Annotated in this window: 30 protein-coding genes; 25 read left to right on the forward strand and 5 right to left on the reverse strand. The window is 37.8% G+C overall.

The features are described from left to right. Positions 1-110 precede the first annotated feature (110 nt). From ACOKFD_RS03505 to ACOKFD_RS03515, 3 genes are all read left to right on the forward strand, one after another. Positions 111-1613 carry a S10 family peptidase gene (locus ACOKFD_RS03505; RefSeq protein WP_422859988.1) on the forward strand — a complete coding sequence of 501 codons (1503 nt, stop codon included), beginning with the start codon at positions 111-113 and terminating at the stop codon, positions 1611-1613. Positions 1614-1633: 20 nt separating this feature from the next. After that, positions 1634-2098 carry a GNAT family N-acetyltransferase gene (locus ACOKFD_RS03510; RefSeq protein WP_422859989.1) on the forward strand — a complete coding sequence of 155 codons (465 nt, stop codon included), beginning with the start codon at positions 1634-1636 and terminating at the stop codon, positions 2096-2098. A gap of 94 nt (positions 2099-2192) precedes the next feature. Then, positions 2193-3275 (forward strand): CocE/NonD family hydrolase, encoded by a 1083-nt coding sequence (locus ACOKFD_RS03515; RefSeq protein WP_422859990.1) that lies wholly within the window; start codon positions 2193-2195, stop codon positions 3273-3275. Positions 3276-3278: 3 nt separating this feature from the next. Here ACOKFD_RS03515 and ACOKFD_RS03520 read toward each other — a convergent pair whose 3' ends face one another. Further along, entirely contained in the window at positions 3279-3992 is a 714-nt protein-coding gene (locus ACOKFD_RS03520) for a hypothetical protein (protein ID WP_422859991.1), read from the reverse strand. Positions 3993-4638: 646 nt separating this feature from the next. Continuing rightward, positions 4639-4926, reverse strand: coding sequence for a hypothetical protein (locus ACOKFD_RS03525; RefSeq protein WP_422859992.1), 288 nt, complete (start codon positions 4924-4926; stop codon positions 4639-4641). 304 nt (positions 4927-5230) lie between these two features. On the opposite strand from ACOKFD_RS03525, the gene ACOKFD_RS03530 reads away from it, so the two are divergent. The 22 genes from ACOKFD_RS03530 to ACOKFD_RS03635 all read left to right on the forward strand — a co-directional run bounded on the left by ACOKFD_RS03530 (position 5231) and on the right by ACOKFD_RS03635 (position 23616). Further along, on the forward strand, positions 5231-5890 hold the full coding sequence (locus ACOKFD_RS03530; RefSeq protein ID WP_422859993.1) for an SMI1/KNR4 family protein: 660 nt from the start codon (positions 5231-5233) through the stop codon (positions 5888-5890). Between the two features lie 53 nt (positions 5891-5943). Then, positions 5944-6555, forward strand: a complete 612-nt coding sequence (locus ACOKFD_RS03535; RefSeq protein ID WP_422859994.1) for a hypothetical protein — start codon at positions 5944-5946, stop codon at positions 6553-6555. Positions 6556-6702: 147 nt separating this feature from the next. Continuing rightward, positions 6703-7383 (forward strand): DUF6843 domain-containing protein, encoded by a 681-nt coding sequence (locus tag ACOKFD_RS03540; RefSeq protein ID WP_422859995.1) that lies wholly within the window; start codon positions 6703-6705, stop codon positions 7381-7383. Positions 7384-7546: 163 nt separating this feature from the next. Further along, on the forward strand, positions 7547-8083 hold the full coding sequence (locus ACOKFD_RS03545; RefSeq protein ID WP_422859996.1) for a Crp/Fnr family transcriptional regulator: 537 nt from the start codon (positions 7547-7549) through the stop codon (positions 8081-8083). Positions 8084-8191: 108 nt separating this feature from the next. Further along, positions 8192-9277, forward strand: coding sequence for an FAD-dependent oxidoreductase (locus ACOKFD_RS03550; RefSeq protein ID WP_422859997.1), 1086 nt, complete (start codon positions 8192-8194; stop codon positions 9275-9277). A 160-nt stretch (positions 9278-9437) separates the two neighbouring features. Then, complete coding sequence (locus ACOKFD_RS03555) at positions 9438-9956, forward strand: RidA family protein (protein WP_422859998.1); 519 nt, start codon at positions 9438-9440, stop codon at positions 9954-9956. A gap of 165 nt (positions 9957-10121) precedes the next feature. Next, a complete protein-coding gene (locus ACOKFD_RS03560) occupies positions 10122-10631 on the forward strand; it encodes a hypothetical protein (RefSeq protein ID WP_422859999.1) in 510 nt (169 codons plus the stop codon). Between the two features lie 325 nt (positions 10632-10956). Further along, positions 10957-11667 carry a DUF1028 domain-containing protein gene (locus ACOKFD_RS03565; RefSeq protein WP_422860000.1) on the forward strand — a complete coding sequence of 237 codons (711 nt, stop codon included), beginning with the start codon at positions 10957-10959 and terminating at the stop codon, positions 11665-11667. Between the two features lie 156 nt (positions 11668-11823). Then, positions 11824-12282 carry a hypothetical protein gene (locus tag ACOKFD_RS03570; protein ID WP_422860001.1) on the forward strand — a complete coding sequence of 153 codons (459 nt, stop codon included), beginning with the start codon at positions 11824-11826 and terminating at the stop codon, positions 12280-12282. 127 nt (positions 12283-12409) lie between these two features. Next, the gene (locus ACOKFD_RS03575) at positions 12410-13222 is read left to right on the forward strand and encodes a PhzF family phenazine biosynthesis protein (RefSeq protein WP_422860002.1); all 813 of its coding nucleotides are present in this window, start codon (positions 12410-12412) and stop codon (positions 13220-13222) included. Between the two features lie 108 nt (positions 13223-13330). After that, a complete protein-coding gene (locus tag ACOKFD_RS03580) occupies positions 13331-13882 on the forward strand; it encodes an AAA family ATPase (protein ID WP_422860003.1) in 552 nt (183 codons plus the stop codon). 169 nt (positions 13883-14051) lie between these two features. Beyond that, positions 14052-14852 carry a class I SAM-dependent methyltransferase gene (locus ACOKFD_RS03585; RefSeq protein WP_422860004.1) on the forward strand — a complete coding sequence of 267 codons (801 nt, stop codon included), beginning with the start codon at positions 14052-14054 and terminating at the stop codon, positions 14850-14852. Positions 14853-15004: 152 nt separating this feature from the next. Further along, on the forward strand, positions 15005-15796 hold the full coding sequence (locus ACOKFD_RS03590) for a hypothetical protein (protein ID WP_422860005.1): 792 nt from the start codon (positions 15005-15007) through the stop codon (positions 15794-15796). Between the two features lie 31 nt (positions 15797-15827). Further along, positions 15828-16733 (forward strand): class A beta-lactamase, subclass A2, encoded by a 906-nt coding sequence (bla, locus tag ACOKFD_RS03595; protein WP_422860006.1) that lies wholly within the window; start codon positions 15828-15830, stop codon positions 16731-16733. After that, the gene (locus tag ACOKFD_RS03600) at positions 16730-17353 is read left to right on the forward strand and encodes a class I SAM-dependent methyltransferase (RefSeq protein WP_422860007.1); all 624 of its coding nucleotides are present in this window, start codon (positions 16730-16732) and stop codon (positions 17351-17353) included. Before bla ends, ACOKFD_RS03600 begins: the two co-directional genes overlap by 4 nt. A 143-nt stretch (positions 17354-17496) precedes the next feature. Further along, the gene (locus ACOKFD_RS03605) at positions 17497-18192 is read left to right on the forward strand and encodes a class I SAM-dependent methyltransferase (protein WP_422860008.1); all 696 of its coding nucleotides are present in this window, start codon (positions 17497-17499) and stop codon (positions 18190-18192) included. Positions 18193-18235: 43 nt separating this feature from the next. Further along, positions 18236-18535 carry a DUF1905 domain-containing protein gene (locus ACOKFD_RS03610; protein ID WP_422860009.1) on the forward strand — a complete coding sequence of 100 codons (300 nt, stop codon included), beginning with the start codon at positions 18236-18238 and terminating at the stop codon, positions 18533-18535. Positions 18536-18606: 71 nt separating this feature from the next. Continuing rightward, complete coding sequence (locus ACOKFD_RS03615) at positions 18607-19275, forward strand: DUF4386 family protein (protein WP_422860010.1); 669 nt, start codon at positions 18607-18609, stop codon at positions 19273-19275. A 150-nt stretch (positions 19276-19425) separates the two neighbouring features. Then, positions 19426-19884 (forward strand): nuclear transport factor 2 family protein, encoded by a 459-nt coding sequence (locus ACOKFD_RS03620; protein ID WP_422860011.1) that lies wholly within the window; start codon positions 19426-19428, stop codon positions 19882-19884. A 53-nt stretch (positions 19885-19937) separates the two neighbouring features. Continuing rightward, positions 19938-20360, forward strand: a complete 423-nt coding sequence (locus tag ACOKFD_RS03625) for a thiol-disulfide oxidoreductase DCC family protein (protein WP_422860012.1) — start codon at positions 19938-19940, stop codon at positions 20358-20360. A gap of 125 nt (positions 20361-20485) precedes the next feature. After that, complete coding sequence (locus ACOKFD_RS03630; protein ID WP_422860013.1) at positions 20486-22504, forward strand: mucoidy inhibitor MuiA family protein; 2019 nt, start codon at positions 20486-20488, stop codon at positions 22502-22504. Positions 22505-22722: 218 nt separating this feature from the next. Beyond that, positions 22723-23616, forward strand: coding sequence for a hypothetical protein (locus tag ACOKFD_RS03635; RefSeq protein WP_422860014.1), 894 nt, complete (start codon positions 22723-22725; stop codon positions 23614-23616). A gap of 210 nt (positions 23617-23826) precedes the next feature. Here the strand turns inward: ACOKFD_RS03635 and ACOKFD_RS03640 are convergent, their stop codons facing one another. Genes ACOKFD_RS03640 through gshB form a run of 3 tightly spaced genes read right to left on the reverse strand, consistent with a single transcriptional unit; the run spans position 23827 to position 26847 of the window. After that, on the reverse strand, positions 23827-24999 hold the full coding sequence (locus ACOKFD_RS03640; protein WP_422860015.1) for a flavohemoglobin expression-modulating QEGLA motif protein: 1173 nt from the start codon (positions 24997-24999) through the stop codon (positions 23827-23829). After that, entirely contained in the window at positions 24996-25823 is an 828-nt protein-coding gene (locus tag ACOKFD_RS03645) for an N-formylglutamate amidohydrolase (protein WP_422860016.1), read from the reverse strand. The genes ACOKFD_RS03640 and ACOKFD_RS03645 overlap by 4 nt, the downstream gene beginning before the upstream one ends. Then, a complete protein-coding gene (gene gshB, locus ACOKFD_RS03650) occupies positions 25816-26847 on the reverse strand; it encodes a glutathione synthase (protein ID WP_298998920.1) in 1032 nt (343 codons plus the stop codon). Before gshB ends, ACOKFD_RS03645 begins: the two co-directional genes overlap by 8 nt. Positions 26848-26919 lie beyond the last annotated feature (72 nt).

Below are 26919 nucleotides of genomic sequence, written 5' to 3' on the forward strand. Positions count from 1 at the left end.
TTCCAGCTTCAAATTGTTGTGCTTTTATCCTAATAAAAAACTTCAATTACTGGATTTTTAGCCCTATTTTGAAAGCTATTCCACGAAACAAACCTTAAGAACCACATCAAATGAAAAAATCCGCTTTTACCCTTGCTTTTGCATTACTGTCCTTTCTGGCCCTTGCCCAAGAAAAGGAAATGAAAAAGGAGATTCCTCAGGCAGAAACCTTTACTTCTACCCAAACCGTTTCCATTAAAGGAAAGACCATCACTTTGGCCACAGAAACTGGAACCCATCTATTGCGGGACGAAAATGACAAGCCCATTGCCTTGTTCGGGTTTACACATTACAGAAAAACCAACTCTGGTAAAAACAGACCTATCGTTTTTGCATTTAATGGTGGGCCCTTATCAGCTTCGTTCTGGTTGCATTTTGGGGTTTTAGGGCCTAAACGTATTGAAATCAACGACCCAACGTATACCAAACCAGCTCCTTATAAAGTGGTCAATAATGAATATTCTATTTTGGATAAAGCAGATTTGGTAATGATTGACCCCGTGGGCGTAGGTTTCAGCAAACCGGTTGGAGAAGCCAAATGGGAGGACTTTTGGGGTGTGGACCAAGATATTCGAAGTATCGGTTTATTCATCGAACAGTTTATCATCAAAACTGACAAAATGAATTCGCCAAAGTATTTGTTGGGTGAGAGCTACGGTACGTTCAGAAATGCAGGTTTGGTGAAACATCTTCAAGATAAGGGGATTGCCATGAATGGCGTAATCATGGTGTCCGCGGTGTTTGATTTACAGCATTTGTTGTTTGGTCCGGGAGACGACACGGCATATATCATTCATTTCCCTACCTATGCCGCTACGGCTTGGTACCATAACAAAGTAAAAAACAAAGGGAGCAGTCTGGAAGCATTTTTAAATGAAGTTAGGGCGTTTACCCAAAACGAATATGCCCCTGCCCTACTCAAAGGTGACCAGCTTAGTGCCTCAGAGAAATCTTCCATTGCCCAAAAATTGGCAGATTATTCCGGTTTGAGTCAAGACTACTACCTAAAAGCAGATTTACGAGTGACCAATGGAGAGTATTTTCAAGAATTGTTGCGCAATGAAGGAGAAACCGTAGGTAGATTGGATTCCAGATTTACAGGAATAAGCGAGGACCTTCTATCCCAGAATGCGCTTACCGACCCGCAGAGTGATGCCATATCCACCCCGTATATAGCAGCGTTTAAGGATTATCTCTACAACGACCTTAAGGTTCGAAAAGATTTGAGCTATACCACAACCGCAGGCTCCCGAAAAGGTTTTAAGTGGGACTGGAAACACAAAGGCAACATTAGTTGGAACATGCAAGTGGCCACCACTACCCTTCCAGATATGACTTCGGCCATGAAACGAAATCCTAACTTAAAAATTCTAATCCTTAACGGTTATTATGATTTGGCCACCGTATTCTATGGTGTGGAACATTCCATCAACCACATGGGGTTGGATGCTGAGCTGAAAAAAAACATCATTATGAAGTATTACGAAGCGGGGCATATGATGTACACTCACACCCCTTCCATGGCCAAGTTTAAAGTGGATGTGGATGAGTTTATAGACGAAACTTCCAATTAAAATCTGCTTAAAAGTGCTTTATGGTCCTTTTTAAAAAGGCATCCACAAAAGAAGAATATAAACTAGGTCAGTCTCTATTTTCAAAATATGCCGAAGATATTGGGATTGACCTTTCCTTTCAGGATTTTGAGAAAGAACTGAAGCAGTTAGAAAAACAATATGGGGCTCCCGAAGGCAGCCTGTTCCTCATCTTTGAAGACGCTACCCCTATTGGTTGTTTTGCCATAAGGAAGTTGGAGCCTGAAATTTGTGAGTTAAAGCGCATGTTCTTGGAAAAGCAGCACCGAGGGAAAGGAATAGGAAAACAAATGATGGGCGAAGCGTTACGAGAAGCTCGTCATTTAGGTTATTCCAAAATACGTCTGGATAGTATAAAAAGTATGAGGTCTGCCATTGCAGTGTATACCGCGTTTGGTTTTAAAGAAATAGAATCGTACCGGCACAATCCCTTTGATGATGCTATTTACTTTGAAAAAACCCTTTAATATAGGTTCTCCTGAAAAGGTGTAACACTTGCAAAATTCTACCCTCTTTAGGGTACACAAATCACAACGATATCGGTAATCAAGCATAGAACCTATGAAAAATCGAATTGTCTGCATTATAGGCATATTACTTTTTTGGTCAACTTCTGGAGTATTGGCTCAAATGTCATCAGAGCCCTTTGAATTTCAATTTGAAGGCAAAACCTTGAGAGGTTTGATTGAAAAACCGGAAAATAAAACCTCCAAAGCCATTGTTATTATCATTCCAGGTTATGGCAAAACCAATTTTGTACAGGGAAAATGGTTCAGTAGGCTACGACACCATTTGGTGGCCTCTGGTTTGACCGTTGTTCTTTGGGATAAAATGGGATGTGGTGATAGTGAAGGGGTGTTTGATGCCCAGCAACCGGTTGAAAATTCTGCTGACGAAGCACTGGCAGCGATTGAAGAAATTAAAAGAAGGCAAATACCTGGGGCTGATAGCATCGGGTTTTGGGGCATTAGCCGTGCGGGTTGGATAGTTCCCTTGATCAATGAGAAATTCCCCATCGATTTCTGGATTTCTGTTAGTGGCACGGACGACAAGGAGAACTTTGGATATCTGCTAAAATCCAACTTGCGCATTGGAGGTAAAGAAGAGGCCGAAGCGGAACGTTTATACCAAGCGTGGATGTTGGGACATAAAATCTACAATACCCAGGGAAGCTATACGGACTATTTGAAAGCAATAGAACCTTTGGTGCAAGATAGCACGAGTCAAAAACTCTTCGGATATCGGGAAGTACGTGAAATAACCGAAATGGATATTGAAGAATTTAAAAAAGAACAAAAACAATATACCAGCAAAGGACATTTTGATGCAGAAAGTGGTCTTTGGGTCTATATTGATGATTTTGATAAAACCCTGTTGAAGATTACATGTCCCGTTCTGGGTTTGTTCGGTGCCAAAGACTCACAAGTGGACTGGCACAAAACCAAAAAGCTGTACGAAGAAACCATGGGTGTAAATCCCAAAGCTGACCTTTCTGTTCGTGTGTTTGAAAACTGCAATCACGTATTGCAAAAGTGTGTCACCTGTGCTTGGCAAGAAGATTTATCCGCTTTAAACTGGGCTCCCTGTGATTCCTATTACGAAACCATGCAAGAGTGGTTGAAAGAGCAAAAAATTGTGGACTGACCTTTACTCAAACGACATGGGTTGAGTCAAGGCTTTGATTATTTCCTCGTCCCCTTCAAACTGTTTTTCAAAATTGTAGGGCACCCTTTTGTAGGGATTATACCCAAGCTCAATAAACTTTTGTTGGGCCTTAACTTCTACAAAGCGATACATACGCCACGACTTGGTGTCCGGGTTATCGGTCATGTACTGTTTTATGGCAGGAGAGATTTCTTTTCTGATGGCAAGTGCTCCCAGCATGGCTTCCCGAGTTACTTCATCATAACCTGGAGCTTGGTCCAGTTCTTTGGTCTTAGCTTCAGAAAAAACCCATCTTCGAGTCAGTTCCTGCCAAGCTGGCAATCCTTTTTCTGAATATGTGGTTTCAAGGGAATCAGAATCATCGGTAGGATAATAGATACCAATGGATTTGATAGCCCCATCCTGAAGCCACCTACTGGCCATTAATGCTATGGCCCCTTCTCGGCTTCTATTGGTGACAATATATATAGAATCATTTATGCGCTTTTCGATAAAAACAGTATCTACTCTTGCAGGATAGGGACTCTCCTCCTCCCTTACGGGTTCGTAGGTAATGATATCCTTGTATTCTGTGATTTTCTGTTTATCGCCTTCCATGCCATAAGCATACCAGGTGCTGTTTTCTTGCCCCAAAACCGAGACAAAAGGGAACAAGCCAATCCACAAAGCGATTGAAAAGATTCTATATATCCTCATTTTTCTAGTTTATGACCTTAAAATAGGAATGAAACCCGTCTTCCGGTTCCAATTCTGTGTAAACGCCGGTTTTTTATGTACGCTTGGGCCTGAATGCCATAAACCTCTCGTCATTCTGAACCTGTTTCAGAATTCGTACCAATAAAAAACACTGTCATTCCGCACTTGATGGGGAATCTGCTGAAATTGAAACAAATGTCATTTCGAAGAAGCGCAGCAACTGAGAAATCCCCTCTTGTTCCAGATTTCTCGCTAGAGCTCAAAATGACAAAAGAAAACCATTCGTCATTCTGAACCTGTTTCAGAATCCGTACTAATAAAAAACACTGTCATTCCGCACTTGATGCGGAATCTACTGAAATTGAAACAAATGTCATTTCGAAGAAGTGCAGCGACTGAGAAACCCCTTCTTGTTCCAGATTTATCGCTAGCGCTCGAAATGACAAAAGAAAACCATTCGTCATTCTGAACCTGCCTCGCCGGCAAGGCTGGCTTGGTTCAGAATTCGTACCAATAAAAAACACTGTCATTCCGCACTTGATGCGGAATCTGCTGAAATTGAAACAAATGTAATTTCGAAGAAGCGCAGCCACTGAGAAACCCCTTCTTGTTCCAGATTTATCGCTAGCGCTCTAAATGACAAACCTTAAGGTTCCTTTGCAATCGCCTCAATACGTTCCCAAAGACATTTGGTAGCGTAGAGGGCATTCTTCTCTGGCCCGTCGATAAGGCAGTAGGAATCATAAAGCGCCATATCATGCACCAGTTTAAGGGATTGCACCAAATCTGGCCCATCCAGCGCATCGGTAAACGCAAGGAGTTCCCGTTGCTTAGGGCTAATTGATAATGAAGTTTTAGATAATTTTTCTGAATCTTTTGAAGAGATGTCAACACCAAGTTCTTTACATCGCTTATGACTTTTTGTTTTAGACATAAGATTATGTTTTTGAGTTAAACCCAGAATGTGTTGACAACACAAAAATACAGTTTCTACAAAAACAACATAGTATGCACCAAAACCTTTAATTGCGGATAACCTTCCCAAAGGGAACATAATTCATAGTGGCAGGATTATTTCTTTTCTTTAAAAAAACTACGATTTACCCTCTCATATGGGTAGGATAATGGCAAAAATTGGATAAATTGAGGATATAAACGAGTTGCCAGTAATTTAAGAACCCATTGCAATGAATGAACCAATAGAACGAATCAAAGCAAAATTTGACCAATTAAAACGGTTGGATAAGAACTTTGAAGTGTTCGGTTCTGAAAAACACAGATATGTGTTCAACCAAACAAAATCGGAAAAGGAATTAACTCAATTTGAAAAAAATAACGGAATAAAATTACCGACTGAATATAAAGAGTTCTTAATGCAAATTGGAAATGGCGGGGCTGGACCATATTACGGATTGGAACCAATTGAAAACGGACTTTTTGCCGACCTAGACTACAAAGATAAAAATGACCTAAATGACTTATCCATACCATTCCCTCAAACGGAACATTGGAATCTGGATTTTGGAGACATAACTGACGAAAATGAAGACGAATATTTTGCAAAAAAAGACGAAGAATATTACCAAAATAAATGGGCAAATGGACTTTTGAGAGTTTCAAATTTTGGTTGTGGTGTTTCAATAAACTTAGTTGTCAACGGAAAAGAATACGGTAACTTATGGGTTGATGACAGATGCAACGAACAAGGAATTTATCCAAATCCATACATTGAAAATCCAGATAGAATTACATTTCTCGACTGGTATGAAAATTGGATTGACACCGAAGTAAAAAAACTACTGGCAACAACGTATAAAAATAATGGCGGAAATCCAGCCAAAACAAAGGATAATAACAACAATAAACTTTGGTCTAAACTGAAAAGTTTGTGGACTTAAAACCGCCACTATTCTTATACAAGACCGTTGTGGGTAATGTAAAAAAAAACGAAATGGATAGAGGAAATATAGCATTGAGAATAAAAGGACTTCGAGCAGGAACACCATCTGAATTGATTGAATACTTAAAAGATTTGAATAATGCATATAACAGCCTCTATGTGTTCAATGCATTTTTAGACAGTCATAACCCTTATTACAAAAATAAAAAGAGAAGAAGACTTTTCTTTTATGAATTAGGTTATCCTTATTTAGGCAACCATAAAATAGATAGTAGAGAAGAATTGATTTTACCAGAAAATCGCCTTTTTGTAAATAAGATTGTCATTCAGTCACCTGGCTTTTGGGAAGTTCTGGGGTCTTTAAATCCCCTTCAACAAATAAGAGAATACTTAAACGACCGTCACAGACGTAAACAAGATAGAGAGTGGAGAAACCAAACTGAAAAAGATAAAGCACAACTTGAAAATGAATTAATACAAAGACAGATTTTTGAGTCAGATAATCGAATAATGAGAGAACGAATTGAAGTACTGAGAGAACTTGGATTTACTGAAAACGAAATAAAAGAACTCATTTGGACAAATATGGGAGAACCTCTACAAAAATTAGGGCGACATCAAGATAGTGGATTAATTCAGGGAACTAAAGAAACTGACGAATAAACACTACCCACAACAATGGCTATAAGTAATTGCTGGCTCTCGCCTACTTCTGAAAATCCTCGCGGATTTTCAGTTTGGTGTGTACTTGCTAATTTTCGTGCTAAACCACGCAACTACTCATAGTCGAGACCGTTGTGTACCATTTGAATGAAGCAGAAAACTAATGACATACTTTTCTACCTTGGAATAACACTTTTGCTAATCGGAGCATTCGGATTGACATTCGCTGCTTTTTTTGCAATCATAGGTTTACCCGTTTTTACAATTGGTATAATCCTAATTCTATTATCCAAGAGAAAATTAAAAACTAAAGCGTTATGGATTTTAGGAAGTGTTGTCGTAATTGTTGGATTTTGGCCCTTTTGGACAAAAATCAACACCATAGAACCTGAAACTTATCTTGTTCCTGAAGATTTCAGTGGGAAGATTAAAATAATTTATGGATTGGAATGCGGAATCAAGCCGAAAATCGAAAATGGCAGAAGAATTTTAGAAATTCCAAATGATGGAATTTTGTTTGTCGACTATGAATTCAAAAGCGGAATAATTGACCACGAATATTATTCAATTGATAAAAGTGGAAAACGGGTTAAACTTGAACGATACGAAAACTATGAAAAAGGAACTAAAAATATTCCTGGAATTGGATTTGGGGCTTCGGGTAATTTTCCAGGGGAAATGCCAAATGGCGGATTTTCATCCGAATCACCTTTGACTGTCCATTATTCGGAATTTCAAGTAATTCGTGATTCCACAGTTAAATATGATTTTAAAACAGAAAGAAAATTTGACTCTATTGTTAGAGCAAAAATTGAAAAATGTAAATAAAAACGGTACACAACAATGGCTATAAGTAATTGCTTGTCCTCGCCTACTTCTGAAAATCCTCTCGGATTTTCAGTTTGGTGTGTACTTGCAAAATTAAGTGCTAACCCACGCAACTACTCATAGCCTAGACCGTTAGGCACAATTAAAAAATCAAAATCAAAACATGAATTTAATCAATGATATGTATAAAAAGATTGAAGGTGAAAATTTGTGGTCTGGAAGTGTTTCACTTGATAGAAATGAAGTCTTGAAACCTTCTGGAATGAAAGATAGCAATCTATATTATATTGTATCGGGTAGCCTTAAAATGTCCATTTTCAATAAGAGCAAAGAACACATTATTCGATTTGGTTACAAGAATAACTTCATAGCTGCCTTAGATAGTTTTATATCAGGAAATCCATCAGATTTCTGTATTCAAGCTTTAAAGAAAACGGAATTAAAATATATTTCAAAGGAAAAACATTCGACCTTAATCAACAGAAACGCTGAAAACCAGATGCTTTGGAGAAAAATTTTAGAACAACTGGTTTTGGAACAATTAAACAGAGAAAAGGATATTTTAATGACATCTCCAAAGGAGCGATTCCAAAAGATTTTTGAAAGGAGTCCACATCTGTTTCAGGAAATTCCAAACAAGTATATTGCATCCTATTTGAGAATGACCCCTGAAACGCTCTCACGACTCAAAAAGTCTTGATTTCAATCAATAATTAATAGCATCAGAATTAGGAACTTTGTGGTTTGAATTTTTACCAGAAAGAACTTTTATAGGTTCTTAAATTTTTTAACCACATATTGAAAAAACATGATGAATAAAAGCAAAGAAATCTTGATTGTTGGTGCAGGTCCATCAGGTCTATCAATAGCTATTTTCCTTAGTGAGTTAGGATACATTCCTAAAATCATAGACAAAAAGAAAAGTATTAGTAAATACTCAAAAGCATTGGGGGTCAATCCCCGAACCCTTGAAATATTTGAACCATATGGAATAACCAAAAGATTCATGGAAAATGGGAGACGAATGAACGCTATGAATGTTTGGCGAGGCAATAATCACGTACTAAGAAACGACTTTCAAAAAGCTAAACATAAGTATCCATTCATGCTTGTTCAAGGGCAAAAAGAGTCAGAAGAAATTTTATTAGATGAAGTTCGTAGGAGAAATATACAAGTAGAATATGACCATGAATTTATATCTATTGATACAAATAACACAAGACACCAAGCCAATATTCAAGGAAATTCTGGTCAATATAAATTACCTTATGATTATCTGATTGGCGCAGACGGAGGACATAGTAAAGTTAGAGGGTTATCAGGCGTAGAGTATGAAGGACTTCGGTATGATGAAGAGTGGGAGTTATACGATGTTGAATTAGAAATGGACATCGCCCCAGATGAAGGACATATAAGAATGTTTCCCGAAGGTGGTGTTTTGATGATTCGTTTAAAAGACAATGTATGGAGAGTGGCAGGCAGGATGAAGTCCATTCTCAATTACTTGCCAAAAAACACCAAAATTGGAGAAATATCATGGGAATCACGATTTAGGATTCATCACAAAATAGCAAAGAAATTAACTTGGGACAATACTGCGATAATTGGCGATGCTGCTCATTTACATTCTCCAGTTGGGGCAAGGGGAATGAATTTGGGAATTGAAGAAGGATATATTCTATCAAAATTAATTCACGAAAATAAATTGAATACATTTGATAAAGTTCGCCGTCCATATATAAAAGAAACCGTAAATAGCATCAATACGGCAACAATGGCTGTGGCAGGCACTTCAAGTACTTCAAGAATGCTACGGAATAATATTGGCATAATAAAGTTCCTTTCGCCATTTATAATGCCAAGAGCTACCAAGTTTGTTTTGGGAATAAATTGAAAAAAGAAAACTGTACCTAACAAAGGCTAAAACGGCAATATGGGCTATGCGCCCATACTGCGTTTAGCCAGACCGTTGTGTTTCATACTGAAAAACGAAACAGATAATAAAAATGGGAAAGCCTAAAACCGACTAAAGTAGGCACTAAACAATGAGGATTATGAAAAAACTAACCAACCGAATGAGTTTACTCGCAACACTTTTTGCATTGGCTTTTGGATTCCAAAGTTGTGAACATAAACAAAAGGAAGAAAATAAAGAAGTGGAAAAAGAAGTAATTATTGATTCTGAAAAACCTGAATATTTTCTCTTACGACCAGAAGTTGAAAAAGCTTATGGATATTCTCACGCAGTAAAAATTGGAAATGATATAAAAATTTCTGGAGCTGTTAGTATGGACGATGAAGGAAATCCAACCGCAATTGGCGATATAGAACAACAAATGAAAAACTGCTATGCGGATTTGGAAAAAATATTAAAACACTATGGTTGCACATTTGACGATGTGATAAAAGAAGACATTTTTACAACTGATATGGTACAAATGCTGGAAAAATCAGCATATCGAGCTGAAATTTATAAAAACGGGTTTCCAACTGGCTCATGGCTTGAAGTAAAGGGATTGGCATTACCTGAATTTATGGTGGAAATCGAACTGGAAGTACATAAATCGGAATAAAAAGTACGAACGCACAACAATGGCTATAATTCAGCTTGCTGAATGAAAAAAGAAAAAGAAATACTAACTTTAAAAACAGCTGATTTTTACTGCGGAAAAGTCTCCGACTTGTTCCACGCCGAAATAATGGCCGGACCGTTGTAACACATTAAAACAACCATAGCGATGAAAATTAAAAATTTAAATTTATTAGTAATCCTATTCTCCTTAATTGGATTTAGTCAAAATGAATCAATTATTGCCAAAACTGCGGAATTTGATTATTTAATTGGAACTGAATACTCTGATCTTTCTGAACTGAGTAGCTTAACTTATAAAGGGCAAACGCGGAGAACAGACAAAGATTCAAGACAGACATGCTCAACAACTTTTGTAAAAGGTGATTATCAAATTATAACCTCAGAAATTGTCACGATTGACCCTAAATCTTTTAAAACAACCCATATTATAAAGGATATTATTGTGCTTGATGGTAATTATTACGGTTGTGAAGGATGTTTTATCTCAAATAAGAAAGATTATACGATAAAGTCATTTCATCCTTTTAACAACGTCGGAAAAGAAACTGCTCTAGTGGTTTTTGAAAAAAATAATGAAACTGGGAAATTTAAACTTTCTGACTTTAATAAGTATAAATGGAATAGCAACTCTGATAAACTGAGGAGAAGGAATTAACGGGTTACAACATCGTGTATAATTAATTGCTGCTAAAGGCTGGCAATTTGGTCATTTCTTTGTTGCAAAATTACCCTTAAAGCAGTTTAGACATATTTTTTAGTTTTCAGGTTTTGCAAACCCGTTTTATAAAGCTTATACAGCTTTAATAGCTCGTCGCTAAATTCGAAAATTTAATCGTACTTTCTCGCACCATACACAAGCACGTTGGTCGTAATATCTCTATTATTATAATTTTCTTCCATTAGGAATTCAACCTTGTATACTGTAACAAATTTGTATTTGACTTATCTCTGATACATAAACTACTTTAAACTCTCAGAAAATGAAGAAAATAGGAATCTATTTATTACTATTATTTACCACGCTTTTTTCTACACATTGCTATGCGACCTGGTCTATTATTGCTGTAGATAGAAAAACAGGAGAAATAGGAATTGTAGGGGCTTCTTGCACCTTTGATGTATCATGGATAGGGTCCATAGAACCGGGAAAAGGGGCCGTTATAGTGCAGGCAGCGAGTAATTACTATGCCAAAATGCGAGGTGTTACGCTTATGGAGAATAATGCTTCAGCTCAGGAAATAATGGATGCAATGATGGCCAAAGAATTTGATCCCGAACTACAACAATACGGGGTAATCTTAGTTAATGACAACAGCAGCCCTTTGGTTTATTCTGGAGCTCAGATTAAAGATTGGAATGGCGAAATGTTAGGTGATGATTTTGCGGTAATGGGCGACATACTTGCAGGAGAGGAAGTAGTTCAGAAAGCCTACGAGGCCTTTGATCAAAATAGGGACAAATCTTTAGCTGAACGCTTAATGCTAGCCCTTAAAGCTGGAGAAGAAGCCGGAGGTGATAAAAGGTGTGGAACACAATATGCCAGATCCGCTTTTATGATGGTTTACAAACCTGAAGATGGAGCTATTTTAAAATTAGCAATTCAAGGTATTGAGAAAGGTGGTAAACCCGCTGTAACTTTACTAAATCAACAATTTGATTTTTGGCGTAAAGAAGAAAAAGAAAAAAACTAGAAACTACCCCCAACAACGTATTTAAAAATTAGCGGTTTAGGTGCAAATCTAAACCGCTATTGCGGTTAATTAACTATATTGATTTCCGAAAAGTTAGTGTATTAAATACCGTGACTTTTTATATACTAGACCGTTAGGCTCAATACTGAAAAGCTTTTGATATACAGAAAATCACAAATCGGATGGTTAATACTCGGAATTATAGTTCTGACAATCATTTTACTATTCATCTTATTTGAAACTCAGTGGGATGATAATCCTTTAACCATGGTTCCTTTTGTAATAATATCCATTCTTCTATTAATTATACTACTCTTATTTTACAAACTTACCATTGAAGTTGGTGGATCTTATTTAAATGTGATTTATGGAATTGGATTGATTAATATCAAATTGAATATTGATGATGTCCTTGGTACAAAGGTGATAAGAACACCATGGTATTATGGACTGGGAATTAGGTTTACGCCAAGGGGAACGCTATATAATATTCAAGGACTAAAGGCAGTGGAGATAACATACAAAAACAAGGGAATGAGCAAATCGGTCATGGTTGGAACAGCAGAGCCAGAAAAGCTAAAGAGAGTCCTGGATGAAAATTTCAATAGAACATGAGCCTAAGATTGGCTATAATTCATTGATGTTTTTTAACTAACTTGAAACATATTAACAAGTAATCCAGCTGGATTTCGGCGGAATCATACCCAAGTCCCTTAGCATCCATTCGAGTCGAGCAGTACGAATGAAAAACATTGAAACCTATATCGTTGACTCATTTACCGACCAACCTTTTAAAGGAAATCCAGCTGGGGTTTGCATAGTAAAGGATGAACTTTCTAATTCAGAAATGCTTTCAATTGCAAAAGAATTGGGATTGTCAGAAACAGCATTTATTGGAGAGTTAAATGAGAATAATGAATATCCAATCCGGTTCTTTTCACCTAAAATGGAAATACCTTTATGCGGGCATGCTACTCTTGCGTCTTCAAAAGTTCTTTTTAAAAAAAACGGACAAAATTCAATTGTTTTTGTGAATATTCAGAACTTAAAATTACCCATTGAGTTCAATGAAGAATTTATAAAAATGGAATTCCCCATTTATGAGACAGTCCCTAACGAAGTCCCTTTTAAATTACTTGAAGCCCTTGGAATTAAAGAAGTAAACCATAGTAAGTTCAATGCTGAAACTAAAATACTTTTACTTGAAATTGAGAGCGCTGAATTATTAAAAAACCTTGCACCCGATTACGACAAATTAAAGAAATCGCATAAAGGGATTAATGGAGTACTTGTAACAGCACTTTCAGCAAAGTCAGGATTTGATTTTGAATCAAGGTATTTTTGGCCTTGGAGCGGAACAAATGAAGACCCAGTAACCGGGGGAACACATACTTTTTTGGCAAAATATTGGGGAAAGAAGTTAAACAAGTTAAAGATGAATTCTTTTCAATGTTCTGAAAGAACTGGATTTATGGAAGTTGAATTATTGAACGAAGAGAAAATGACGATAAAAAGTAAGGCTCAAATTGTTTTAAAAGGGGAATTGAAAATATAGCTTATGCAAGCAATGGCTATATTTCCACGTTGGGCAAAAGCCCGCTACCACTAATACACGAGCCCCTTGCAACACCTTTAACCAAACCGGAAAAAGTAGTCTAATAAAATGAAAATACTGATATTCGGAGCATCTGGTTCGGGAACCACAACCTTAGGAAATGAAATTGGTAAAAGAACTGTTTTTAAACATTTGGATGTTGACGATTACTACTGGAAAAAAACCAATCCACCATACCAAGTAAAAATACCCTTGACCGAACGGAACATAAATCTAAAAGCGGACTTCAAAAAGTTTGAGAATGTCGTCGTAAGTGGTTCATTAGTTAGCTGGGGAATGAAATGGAAAACAGCATTTGACTTAGCAGTATTTATCCAATTGGAAAATACCAAAAGAATGGAACGACTTAAAAAACGAGAAGCTGTACGTTACGGAGAAAAATTACTGACGGACAAAAATATCCAAAAGAACTCGAACGCATTTTTGGAATGGGCAAACCAATATGAAAATCCAAACTTTGATGGTCGCTCTTTGAAAGTTCATAATAATTGGATTGAAATGCTGGATTGTAAAATATTAAGGTTAAATGGAGCGACTGAATTGAATAAAAATGTAGAAATAGTATTGAACAAAGTAAAAGCGTGTTACAACAATGTATAACCATAATGTACTCACCAATGTTCATCCTTAAAGGTGTTCGTGGGTCTCTTTGCTCTAGTTGACTGATTTGGCTACCCTTCGACTTCGTTCAAGATAAATCAATCCATTCAGAATGTCTTACGCTATTCTTATTCGAAAAACAATAACTTAAAACCAGTAACTGAAGGCTATGGCCGCTAAATACGATAAAATAGGAGTTGATTACAATCTGACACGAAAAGCAGACCCCCATTTAACCCAACAACTGCTTTACCATTTACGACCCATCCAAAACGGAAGATATTTGGACATCGGCTGTGGTACCAGCAATTACACCCATGCTTTTCAAAAAAAAGGATATGATTTTATGGGTGTTGACCCCTCTAAAGTCATGCTAGATAGAGCAAGGAGAAAAAACCAAGAGATTGTTTGGAAAATAGGTTCAGCAGAAAACACTGGACTTCCTGAATCAAGTGTTGATGGTATCACTGGCACTCTTACTATACACCATTGGACCAATTTGGAGTTAGCTTTTTTGGAATTGTTTAAGATCTTAAAACCCAACCGGCGCATCGTAATCTTCACTTCAACGCCTGAACAAATGAAGGGGTATTGGCTCAATCACTATTTTCCAAAAATGTTATTGGATTCCATAGTTCAAATGCCAAGCTTGGAGCAAGTTAAAGAAGCGATGACCTTAAGCGGATTTGAGTTTCTGGAAACACACAGATATTTTATACAACCTGATTTGCAAGACCAGTTTCTATATTGTGGTAAGGATAATCCAGAACTTTATTTTGATGAAAGAATTAGAAGTGGTATTTCCTCATTTTCTTCTTTGTCCAATAAAACAGAAGTGAAAAATGGATTGTTACGATTGCGAGAAGATATAGACAGTGGTAAGGTTAAAGAAATAGTAAACTCGTACGAAAATGATTTCGGAGACTATTTAAATGTAATTGGAAGAAAGCCAGCTTATAATAATGCATAGCTACAACGGGGCACTATTTACCATTTTACTTTTCAGAGTTCATCTGTTGCTTAGCATTGGTGCACAATTGGCAAAATACGTCAAAGACTGAATTCAATGCAAAGAATTATCTTTAGTCTGTACCAAATCACGTTTTATTCAGATTGATATTTATGAAAAAAAGAACTACGCAATCACTACTAATTCTCTGTATCTGTAGTGGTCTATTTATCTCTTGTAAACTTTCTAAAGAAAAGGAAACAAACGAAGTAACTCCTGCTCAACCCACGGCCTTGCAAGTGGTGGAAAAAGGGATAGAGACTTCGGGAACCATGGAGAAGTGGAAAAACATTGCCTCCTTGCAATACACTAAAAAATCAAGATTACTTCTTGAAAATGGAGAGGTCGAGTCTGACGTAACCCAAAGGCATCACTACGTGTACAGACCCAACAAAAGTGTGAGAATTTCTTGGGTCGTGGATAAGGATAGTTTTTTAATTGTGCATACAGATTCCATTTCCCAAAAGTTTAAAAATGATAGCCTTGTTGACCAGGGTGCTTCCGTAAAATCCACTGTGAATAGCGCAACGTATGTGTTGGGAATGCCCTTTAAACTATTGGATAAGGGTACCGTGCTCTCCTATGACGGATTAAAGTCTTTCAATGCTATCGACACCATACATGCGGTTAAAGCTACCTATGCCCCTGAGCAACACCAAAACCATTCTACCAAAGATGAGTGGTGGTATCATTTCAACAAAAACACCGGGGCCTTTGTGGGCTCAATGGTACATCATGCACCCACATATGCCCTTATCGAGAACCTATCCATGATTACAGAAAAGGGACTTACTTTTCCAAAGCACCGGAAGAGCTATAGATGTGATGCAGATGGCAACAAAGTTTTCCTACGCGCAGAATTTTGGTATTCAGATTACTCCATTGAATTTCTAACTGAACATTAAGACGAATACAGTACGACTTATCAGGGCAAACATGAAAAAACAAATCTTATTTAGCCTATTGATTTTTACAACGGCATTTGGTTGGGGTCAAACGAACTCAATTGACCTTTTAAAGCAAGAAATGGAAGAAGTGATTGAAGGAAAATCAGCTACCGTAGCTGTTTCAATGCAAGGAATGGAGGCAAAAGAAAACCTTTCAATAAATGGAAACCTGCGCTTGCCTATGCAAAGTGTCTTTAAGCTTCATTTGGCAGCCGCAGTTTTACATGAAATTGACAAAGGGAATTTAGGTATAAATGATTCCATCAAGTTGGCTCCGGAACTCATACTGAAATATAAAAACCTTTGGAGCCCCTTGCGAAAAAAATATCCGAAAGGAGGAAAGGTTCCAATAGAAGAGCTCTTAAAATACAATGTGGCTTGGAGTGATAACGTGGCCTGTGATGTATTGCTTGACCTGATTGGCGGACCAAAAGCTGTCCAAAACTATATACACGGACTAGGAGTAAAAGACATTGCCCTAATTGACAAGGAGATTGTATTGCAATCTGATTGGAGCCGACAATACCTTAATTGGTCAACTACCAATGCTTCTAATTCACTCTTACAAATCCTTTATGAAAACAAGGACATACTAAGTGCTTCGAGTCACCAGTTTTTGATGACTACCTTAAAAGAAACCTCAACAGGGAAGGGTAAAATTCGTGGACAACTTCCAAAAGATGCCATTGTTGCGCACAAAACAGGTTTTTCAGGTAAAAATAAAGATGGTATAACTGGGGCAACAAATGATATTGGAATCGTTTTTTTGCCTGAAGGCGGATACTTCTACGTCAGTATTTTTATTAGTGATTCAAAGGAAGATGAAGCTACTAATCAAAAAATAATGGCAGATATAACCAAACTCGCCTGGAACTATTTTCAAACAAAAAAATGACAGATACCTGGCTACAGCGTTGGAACAATAGATACAGTGAAAAAGGGTTTGCCTATGGCACTGAACCTAATGTCTACCTAAAAGAGCAACTTGATAAATCCACCCCTGGAAAAATCCTCTTTGGCGCAGAAGGTGAAGGTAGAAATGCCGTATATGCCGCCAAAATGGGTTGGAATGTCTCTGCTTTCGATATTAGTATTGAAGGAAAAAACAAAGCGTTAAAGCTCGCCGCGGAAAACAATGTTTCCATTGATTATAGCGTTGGGCAGTTGCCCCATTTAGATTTTGGGGACGAAGAGTTCGATGCCATAGCGCTTATTTATGCACATTTCCCACCGAACATCAAATCATCATACCATAGATTACTTGATACAAAATTGAAAAAGGGAGGCATGGTTATTTTTGAAGCCTTTGGCAAAAAACATCTGGGGTATCGCGATAAAAACCCAAGTGTCGGTGGGCCTTCGGATTCGGCTTTGCTGTTTTCCACGGATGAATTAAAATCTGACTTTAAAAATTATAAGGTCCTGGAATTGGTGGAAAAGGAAATTGAATTAAATGAAGGACTTTACCATATAGGTAAAGGTTCCGTAGTTCGATTTTTGGGGCAAAAAATGTAAAACCATTCAAGAACAGCTACTAAACACACAGCACAAGTACTTTTTAGATAGCTTTGTCGTAAATAAAGATAGAGAGAGAATATAAATATGGAAAGTAAGTATATCGTTGGTGATTTAATCTATGATGGGGTATTTATGATGGCATGAATACAAATCTGGGCGATTTGGAGTTTTACAAAAGCTGGATGCCCAAAAACAAAAATGCCCGCATTCTTGAGCTTTGCTGTGGCACAGGTAGACTTACACTTCCCATTGCCAAAGAAGGGCACAATATTACAGGTGTAGACTTTACACCCTCTATGTTGATACAGGCAAAAGAAAAAGCTGCCACCCTAGGTTTGGACATTCCATTTATTGAAGCAGATATGAGGAGCTTTGACTTACCCCATAAATACGACCTTATTTTTATTCCCTTCAATTCCATCCATCATTTGTATACCAATGAAGATGTATTTCAAACATTCGCAACGGTTAAAAAACATTTACATGAAGATGGCATATTTCTGTTGGATTGCTTTAATCCAGACATTCAATACATTGTTGAAGCAGGAAGAGAACAAAAACAGATAGCCGAATATACCACTGAAGATGGGCGGGATGTGGTTATTAAGCAGACAATGCGCTATGAAACTGCTACCCAAATCAACCGCATTGAATGGCACTACTTTATTAACGGTTCGTTTGATTCCATTCAGAACCTGGATATGCGATTGTTTTATCCTCAAGAACTGAATTCTTATTTAGAGCGAAATGACTTTACCATAGTCCATAAATTTGGAAGTTTTGAAGAAGAAATATTTGGAGATAGTTCTGAAAAGCAAATTTTCTTTTGTCAATAAGTAAACGTGGTCAACTCAAATAACTGTCCATTGGGTTTTATTTATGACAGGGAAAATCAAATATCAGTTCAAAACCAAAATGTGGAGACACAATGCGCCTGGCGGATGGCATTTTGTTTCTATCCCAAAAGATATCTCCAAAGAAATACGCAAAAATCTACAATGGCAGGAAGAAGGATGGGGCCGGATGAAAGCAATTGCTCGAATAGACCATGTGCAATGGGATACCGCCATTTGGTTCGATAGTAAAGCAGACACCTATATTCTTCCCATAAAAGCAGAAATCCGAAAAAAGACCAAGTTAGAAATGGACCAAAAGCTCAGTATGGCTATTTGGGTTTAAAGCCATTCTCAATTTTAGCCCATTCCAAGTAACAGAATCCATCTCTGTTCGTCCTATTTTAAAACCAAAGAATGACCAGTAAACATTTGCAAAAACTAGGTGGACTATCCGCAATTCTTGAAGCGCTTATTTACATTTCTGCCTTTATCGTGTACGGCGGTGTACTGGTGTATCCCAGCCCGGTAGCCAGTCCTCTCAGCCAATATAATTTCTTATCTGATAACTATCGGATTCTTTCTATTCTGAACCTTACCAGTTATGTGCTGTTTGGTATATTGTTGGCCGTTTTGGTCTTGGCACTCCATCAACGGCTAAGCCGTTCTTCACCAACTTTATCCAAATTGGCATCTATTTTTGGAATTATCTGGGTCGGCTTGGTAATAGCCAGCGGCATGATTTCCAATATAGGTTTGGAGGAGGTTTTGTCCATAGGTATTGAAAATCCCGAACATGCCATGTTGGTCTGGACAAGTGTAGGTATTGTTACAGAAGGACTTGGTGGGGGAAATGAAATTGTTGGAGGTCTTTGGGTTTTATTAGTAAGCCTAGCTGCATGGAAACACCAGTTATTTCCAAAGCTATTGACTTTCTTGGGCATCTTTGTAGGTGTTGCTGGAGTTTTAACCATATATCCTTTGGATACTTTTAAGGAGCTTTTTGGCTTAAGTCAGATTGTTTGGTTCGTATGGATTGGGATATTCATGATTCACACGTCAGCGCTTCAAATGGATGATACATAAATTCAAAGCCCTACCCTGCTTTAGCATTCAGCAGTTCAATTTGGAACATGTTCAGCATTCAAATTCAAAATTTAACTCATCTATAAGACGAATCCTCAACTATCTTCATTAAGATTACAGCAGCTTAAACCACCAATAAAAACAAGAAACATGAAACTGTCTTTCTTTTTTTGCGCCCCAGCTGCTCTCCTATTTCTACTTTCTTTTACAGTACAGAGTCAAACACAGGCCGATTCTTTGGCCATTAAACAGGTAGCTTTGGATTACATTGAATCACAACATAATGTGAATCCGGGCCAATTTGAACGTGCAGCACACCCCAGAATGGTTAAACGAACCTTTTGGACCAACAAAAAAACAGGTAAAGAGTATTTAAGGGAAACCTTCACCGATGCCATGATACTGCTTGCGGAGACCTATAATGTGGATGGGGATGCATTTCCCGAAAATCCAAAAAAGGAAGTAATCATCTTGGATATCTTTGATAAAACCGCATCAGTAAAGCTTATTGCCGACGATTGGATTGACTACATGCATATTGTAAAATTGAATGGAAAATGGCAACTAGCCAATGTGTTATGGCAATTCAATGATTCCAATGACCATTAATATGGCTTCATAAGATACCCTTATAGTCCAAACTAGGCTTTTATTTGCCCAGTATGTATCTTTGCATAGTGGAAAAGAATAAAAAACTCATATTGTTTGATGGCGTCTGCAACTTGTGCAACGGGGCTATTCAATTCGTAATCAAACGAGATAAAAACGATACTTTCCGCTATGCTGCGCTTCAAAGTGAAATTGGGGAGGAGCTAATAAAAGAACGTGGTATCGATACCAGAAAGATTGATTCCATTATTCTTATTGAGCCTGGTGTAGCGTACTTCACCAAATCGGATGCTGCCTTGCGCATTGGCCAGAATTTTGGAGGACTCTGGAAAGGCCTGGCTATCTTTACATGGATTCCAAGACCCATACGCGATGGTATTTATGACTTTATTGCCAAAAATCGCTATAAGTGGTTTGGCCGTAAGGATGCTTGTATGATTCCCACACCAGAACTCCAGGCAAAGTTTTTAGGGTAATCCGCTACATCATTCCCTAAGCCAAAGTATGCTTTCCCTTTATCAAAGACCAATTTTACGTACTGCTCCTTTTACGCAAATGTTGCTATTGTTAGGTTTGGATTGAACATCTAAATCCAACTCACATGAAAAAGCTAATTCTTCTCTTGTTCCTAGTTCCCGTACTAATTGTGGCTAACGAAAAAACCGTTCCATCCAAGATTAAAGAAGTTACCGTGTACTTAAGCGGTGCACAAATCCATAGAAAAGCAAAATGCACCCTGAAGGCTGGAAAAAATGAGTTAGTGTTTACTGGGCTATCAGCCAAGATTGATGAAAGTAGTCTACAAATTTCAGGATTAGGTTCAGCCTCTATCCTATCTATGTCATATGACCTTGATTATTTGAGTGAACTGGAAGGTAATCCAAAGGTAAAAGATTGGGAAAATCAGATTGTATCACTCCAACACGAGATTGCTCTATACAAAAATCTGATTATAGGTCTGGAAGAAGAAGAAAAGATAATCACAACCAACCGAGTGGTCAGTTCTGAAAATCAAGCTTTGGATTTAACCAAAATAAAAGAGATTGGCACGTACTATCGTGAACGCATCACGGCGATCAAAAACGAAATCTTTCAAACTAATCTAAAAATCAATGAGGCCAATCTGGAAATAGGTAATTTAAGAAAGCAACTTCAAGAAGTGAACAATGCTTCAGAAACAGAACAAGGAGAGCTAACACTTATATTGGATGCTCCATTACACATGAACTTGGAGCTGTCTCTGTCCTATTTAGTTTCAGATGCAGGATGGATACCCAATTATGACATCAAGTCGGAAAAACTGAACGCTCCTATAAAGTTGGCTTATAAAGCCCATGTATATCAAAAAACTGGAAACCATTGGGATAACGTAAACATTACTTTATCTGCAGGCAACCCAAATGTAAATGTCACAAAACCTGATTTAGGAACGCAATACCTAAATTTTACAAATAGAAATTCCAGAGGGCGGACAGGAACAGTAAAGAAAAATATATATCCCTATAATCCAACCGTAAAAACAGTTACGGGAACCGTTATAGACCAAACGGGATTACCGTTACCTGGGGCCAATGTTATTGTAAAGGGCACTAACAACGGTACACAAACGGATTTTGATGGAAACTTTTCCTTACAAGTAGGGGAAGGAAGGGAAATTGTGATTTCCTATATTGGTCAAGTATCCCAAGAGCTTCCCATTTATTCTTCGGTCATGAATATTCAAATGGAAGAGGATTATCAAGCCTTGGAAGAAGTTGTGGTTGTTGGTTATGGAACATCGGATGCTTCTAGCAATGTTCGTGTAAGAGACTATTCCAGTACACCAAAGGTACAGCCTCCACTATACATCATTGATGGCGTTCCTGTAACAAATTACAATGAAGGAGACCTTGACGGCAATGAGATTCAAAGTATGGAAGTGCTTAATGGTGCTGAGGCTACTGCTATTTATGGAAATAGAGGTGCTTCTGGCATAGTGGTCATCACTACACGTCAAAATTCAATAAGGGATGATTTAACAAATACTAAATTTAGTATTAGGAAACCCTATTCTATCGTTTCGGATGGAGATATTACCGCAATTCAAATAGATAGTTTCAAATTATCGGCTGAGTATGAGTTTTTTGCTGCACCTATCATCAACGAAAATGTATTTCTTACCGCTACCATGCAAGATTGGGAAAAGCTCCAATTGCTCCCTGGTGAAGCCAATATTTATTACGAAGGTGGTTATGCCGGGAAAACTACATTGAACCCATTTACCGTCAAAAAAGAGTTGACTCTATCTCTGGGCATAGACCCCAATATCACAGTAACTCGTAAACAACAGCGCAATTTTAAGAGCAAATCCTTCACAGGAAGTAATCGTGTCCTTAATCGCACCTATGACCTAGAGGTAAAGAACAACAAGACTCTAGCCATAGACCTTAAGTTAATGGACCGCATTCCTATTTCCCAAAATAAGGATATAAAGGTTAGCGATGTAGACCCCATGTCCGCAGAATATGAAACAAAGACCGGTTTATTAACTTGGAAGATAAAACTGGACAGCGAGGAATCCCAAAAAGAAAGCTTCTCCTTTCAAGTTAAATACCCAAAAGGACGTTACATTTCCTTATGATGTTTTCAGTCTTTTATGTCCAGATTGGGTTTGTGTGAATTTTTTGTGATAACAATTAACGTTAATTAAGAGTTTTCCGAGGGTTTTTCCCACTATCTGGCATTGATTTTGTGGTAGTTTAATACGTGGATTTCCTATGTTCTAAAGGTTTTGCACCCCGCTTTCCCGATTAGGAAAAAGACGTTCATTAGTTTACTAACAAAAATCAAAGATTGAAAATGAAAAAGGTAATGCTACTCCTCGTAATGTCACTATCCTTAGTGGCGTTTGCCCAGCAAGGCAATGTAAACGACATTTTGTTCACCAAATCAGGTGAAATTATCCAAGGTAAAGTGGTCAAAGTGACCAGTTCAACCATAAGTTTTAGTTATCCCGGTGAATCTTTAGTCAATGAAATCGGTTCCGACCAACTACAAAAAATCGTTTTTTCAAGTGGAAGGACCCAGAACTTTGCGAAGGCCTCTTCAGGGAACACGTCATCTACAAGTGCTACAAATCCAGCTCCTCCAAAGGAAGAAATAACCACCACAACAATTCCCAAAGAGGAAATATATTTGGGGCCAGGTGATGATACCGCTGTCGAGAGCAACAGCAATAACCGTTTAGCGGTTACGCCGATGACTTTTTTGGTTAATGGAGAGTATAGCAAAGAAATATCAGGTCAAGCTACCCAATTCGCTACAGACTATTTGGCCAGACAAAATCAATCCCAGCCTATTGAGGTGCAGAATATGGGAGCTACCATAAAAAAGCTTGTAGATGCCGGAATTGGTTTTCAGCAACTTTCCCAAACCACCTCTGAAAAACTTCAAAGTGTTTTGGGTACCGAATATTTGGTATTGATTGAGGTAAATGAGACCCATCAAAAAGCTCAACCCAAAAAGGACTCCGGTTTTTTTGATGCCCAAGGGGAACAAACCGACCCAAGTTCCAATGTTCGCTATGAAATTGAAGTTGTTCTGTTTGGCGCAGGTGGTTCAGAGAACTATTCGGCCAAATTTTCCAATGAACGTTCTTTTAAATCAACTTTGGGAAATGGAGGTGCAAAAAGCGATTGGAAAACCGCTATGCGTTATGTCTTGGACCAAATTTTGACCTCAGGCAGTTTGTAAAAAATAAAAGGGCAGACCACCCAACTGGGTACTGCCCTTATCTATTTAAATCGTTTTATTACTTGTAGAAACTAATTGGCTTATTCAAAAGTTTCATAATCTCCTCCTCACTTTCTAATTACTTGTGTCAGTTATAGTCTGCAAGCTAAATAAAGAAGTAAAAGAGAAATAGTGGATATTATGAAAAGGATTTTTGCTTGGTCTTGAAGCTTATTTTAGATTGTTCAAGATAAAATCCAATGTTTTGTTTGTGTTCAGTTTCTGTGTAAATGAAAGGGGTTTGTGTGTGATAGGTTGGGCAAGACCACGATTCAGAAAATATTTAATGATATCTTCATCCTCAATAGCTACTTTCCCCATAAGTAAAGGGTCCAGGCTTTCTTCGTTCTTATACTTTTTATAAATTTTTCGAAGACCACTTAGGTATAATCGATCTTTGGTAAATCCGCCTCCCCGGTGCACGCGCAAAGTGATACCAAAAGCTTCATTTCTATTCAGTTTATATTGTCCATGTATCAAATCGAAGGTATCAGCAAATGTATAACCTTTAATTAAACTATCCGCAGCTAAAACCCTGTATGCTAATTCTTTAAGTCTCCTCAAGGTTAATGCGCCACCCATGTACTCGCTGAAAACCGCTAAACCTTCTTGCGTCTCAACATTTTTTGGAAAACCGTTGGAAAAAATGCGCAGGGGTTGTTGTAAACCATTATGTGTTGTTACTAAATGAACACCAATTTCATGATTCCCCAAAGTAAGCAGTTGATTTTTACTGAACTTGACATTTTTTTTGATAAAAAGTGCTTGCTCCGAATTACTTACCATAGCCTCGGCAGCTATGTGGTGTGAATATTTAATCTTTAAAGGAAAATCATAGGACTTGGCAAATTCTTCAAAATAGACTCGGGCTTCTTCAGGAGTATAAATCTTTTCCATATCTCCAGAATCGGGTTCATCTGCAAAATGAAGAATAAATCGTGCATTTTGCACATCCTTTTCCGTGGGCGTACCATAAACCCTAAGTGAATTGTAATAGAAATGCTTTCCGCGACCAATGGTTTCAATACATTGAATCATATTGGCGTAGAAATAGATAACATCTTGATAAAACTGCCTAATAATATCATCTTCAATTCGTTCCAAACGCTGTGAAAAGAAGAGTCGATGCAACTTATAGGGATTGAACTTAAGCTTGGGGTATTTAAAGTTCGGTTCGGACTTATATTTTGAAGCGAAAAACTGCTGCTTTTCTTTCTCTATATTAAGGGGGTTCACATAGCTTAACAACTCTATGCGACGTACCAACCTATGAAGGTTGGCATCAATCTCAAATACATGGCTATATTCCTTTTCCAATTCCTGTATTCCTTGAGCCTTTATCATGCAAACATTGCTTGAAATTCCTTAACCATTTCAGGTATGAGTTTTTTAAGTTGTTCCTCAACCGACTTGACCACTTCGGGATAAATGATACCACTTAATTCATCACAATATACTTTGGAAATTTCTGTGGCCAATACCAACGTATTATCAAAATTTCGGGTAATATATTTTAAAAAATAGCCATTCCCTTGAAAAGTATCATTGATTTTAGATGTATTTACAATACTATTGGGCAATTGTATGGAACCCAATTTTTTACTCCATACTTCGGTTAATGCCCCAAAACGTTTTTGATCTATATTACTAGTTCCTAAATTCCATACCGGTACTTCCCTATCCCAGCGTTTCCAGTTATAGCTATGCATATCAAAAACAATCACATTCTGAAAGTCCGATTCAAGTTTCTGAACCAAAGCGTTGACCACTTTGTAAAAGTTGGCATGTTTTTTTAAACTCAATTCCTTCTCTTCATTACTCAGTGGTTCTGTCCACAGTTCTTTTCCCCAAGCGTCATCGTAAACGGCTCTTTCAGGCTCTCGGTTTAAATCATATTCAAATCTGCTATCCCTTCCTGCTATCACAATGGGAAACGTTTGCACCATCTCCTTCGTACAAGGGTCTTCCTCATACCAACGTTCGTATTCAGTATGTTTACAGTTTTCCCATAGCGAGGACCGAAACTGATGCCCATCATGAACGGCCCCACAAACAATGGGAACATAATCTTCAATCTTCAAGGTGAAGGAATAGTCCGAAGAAACTGCTTCAAATTGTTTCCCTGCAGTAATATACTCTATGATTTCTTCAATGGAAAGTCTATGCATTTTCTACTTCACTGCGTAGTCTTGAACGTCTGTCAAAAGCTTGTAATTTGTCTACCACCTTACTCTCAATAAAGTCGATTACCTTGCACTGAATCTTGGTTTTGTACACTTTGTTCATATAGGTAATTCCGCCAGGCGACATAACATTGACTTCCACTAGTTTACCACCAATCACATCAATACCAACAAAGAACAATCCATCATTGACCAGTTTTGGCCCAATTTGCTTACAAAGTGCTTTTTCTTGCTTGCTCAAGCTATGCTTGGCCACAGAGCCCCCCGCAGATACATTGGAACGATGGTCATCACTTCCGGGTATTCTTCGCATGGCCCCTATAGGTTCTCCATTCAATAAAAGGATACGCACATCACCTTGGTCTGCCCCTTCAATATATTCTTGTAGGATAACATAGTTGGAAGACCCATCTGAGTTGGTAACATAGAAATCCAAAAGGGAATTGATGTTGGACATCGCCGATTTTTCAATCAAAATAACACCGGAACCTCCGAAACCATTCAAAGGTTTCAATATCATTTTATCCGCAGTGGATTCTTTTATCTGTTGAACCAAATACCTTTTGTTTTTGGAAACATGCGTAGCAGGTATGATATTACTATGACTGTCACCGAAGGCGGCCGTGTACAATTTGTTATTGGCCTCACGTAAACCTTGAAGGGAATTGACAATAAAGACATCATCCTTTACAGAATCCAGAAAATTGAGCATCAATGGGTCTAATGGTGGATTGGCCCGCATAAAAATCACATCAAACCCTGCTAGAGGTAACATCTCTTCGCGAATTACCGCTTGCTTGTAAAAGGTTTTTAAACTACTGGAAACCTTATCCATACGATTGATTACCGTACAAAAGGCACTGGTTACACTGTTTCGAATGGTTAGGTTTGCGGGTGTACACAAAGCGACACCATGGTTTCGCTTGACGCATTCGTGGATCAAAGCTAAGCTTGTATCATTCTCTGGTTGGATTTCATCCCAAGGATACATTAAAAAGCAAATGTTCATGGTCTTGTATGGTTTATTGATAGCATTAAGTTAAACTATGTAAGCCAACTACGCAATGGGCAGGCACATATA

Source organism: Flagellimonas ulvae, assembly GCF_049333175.1.
Classification (GTDB): Bacteria; Bacteroidota; Bacteroidia; order Flavobacteriales; family Flavobacteriaceae; genus Flagellimonas.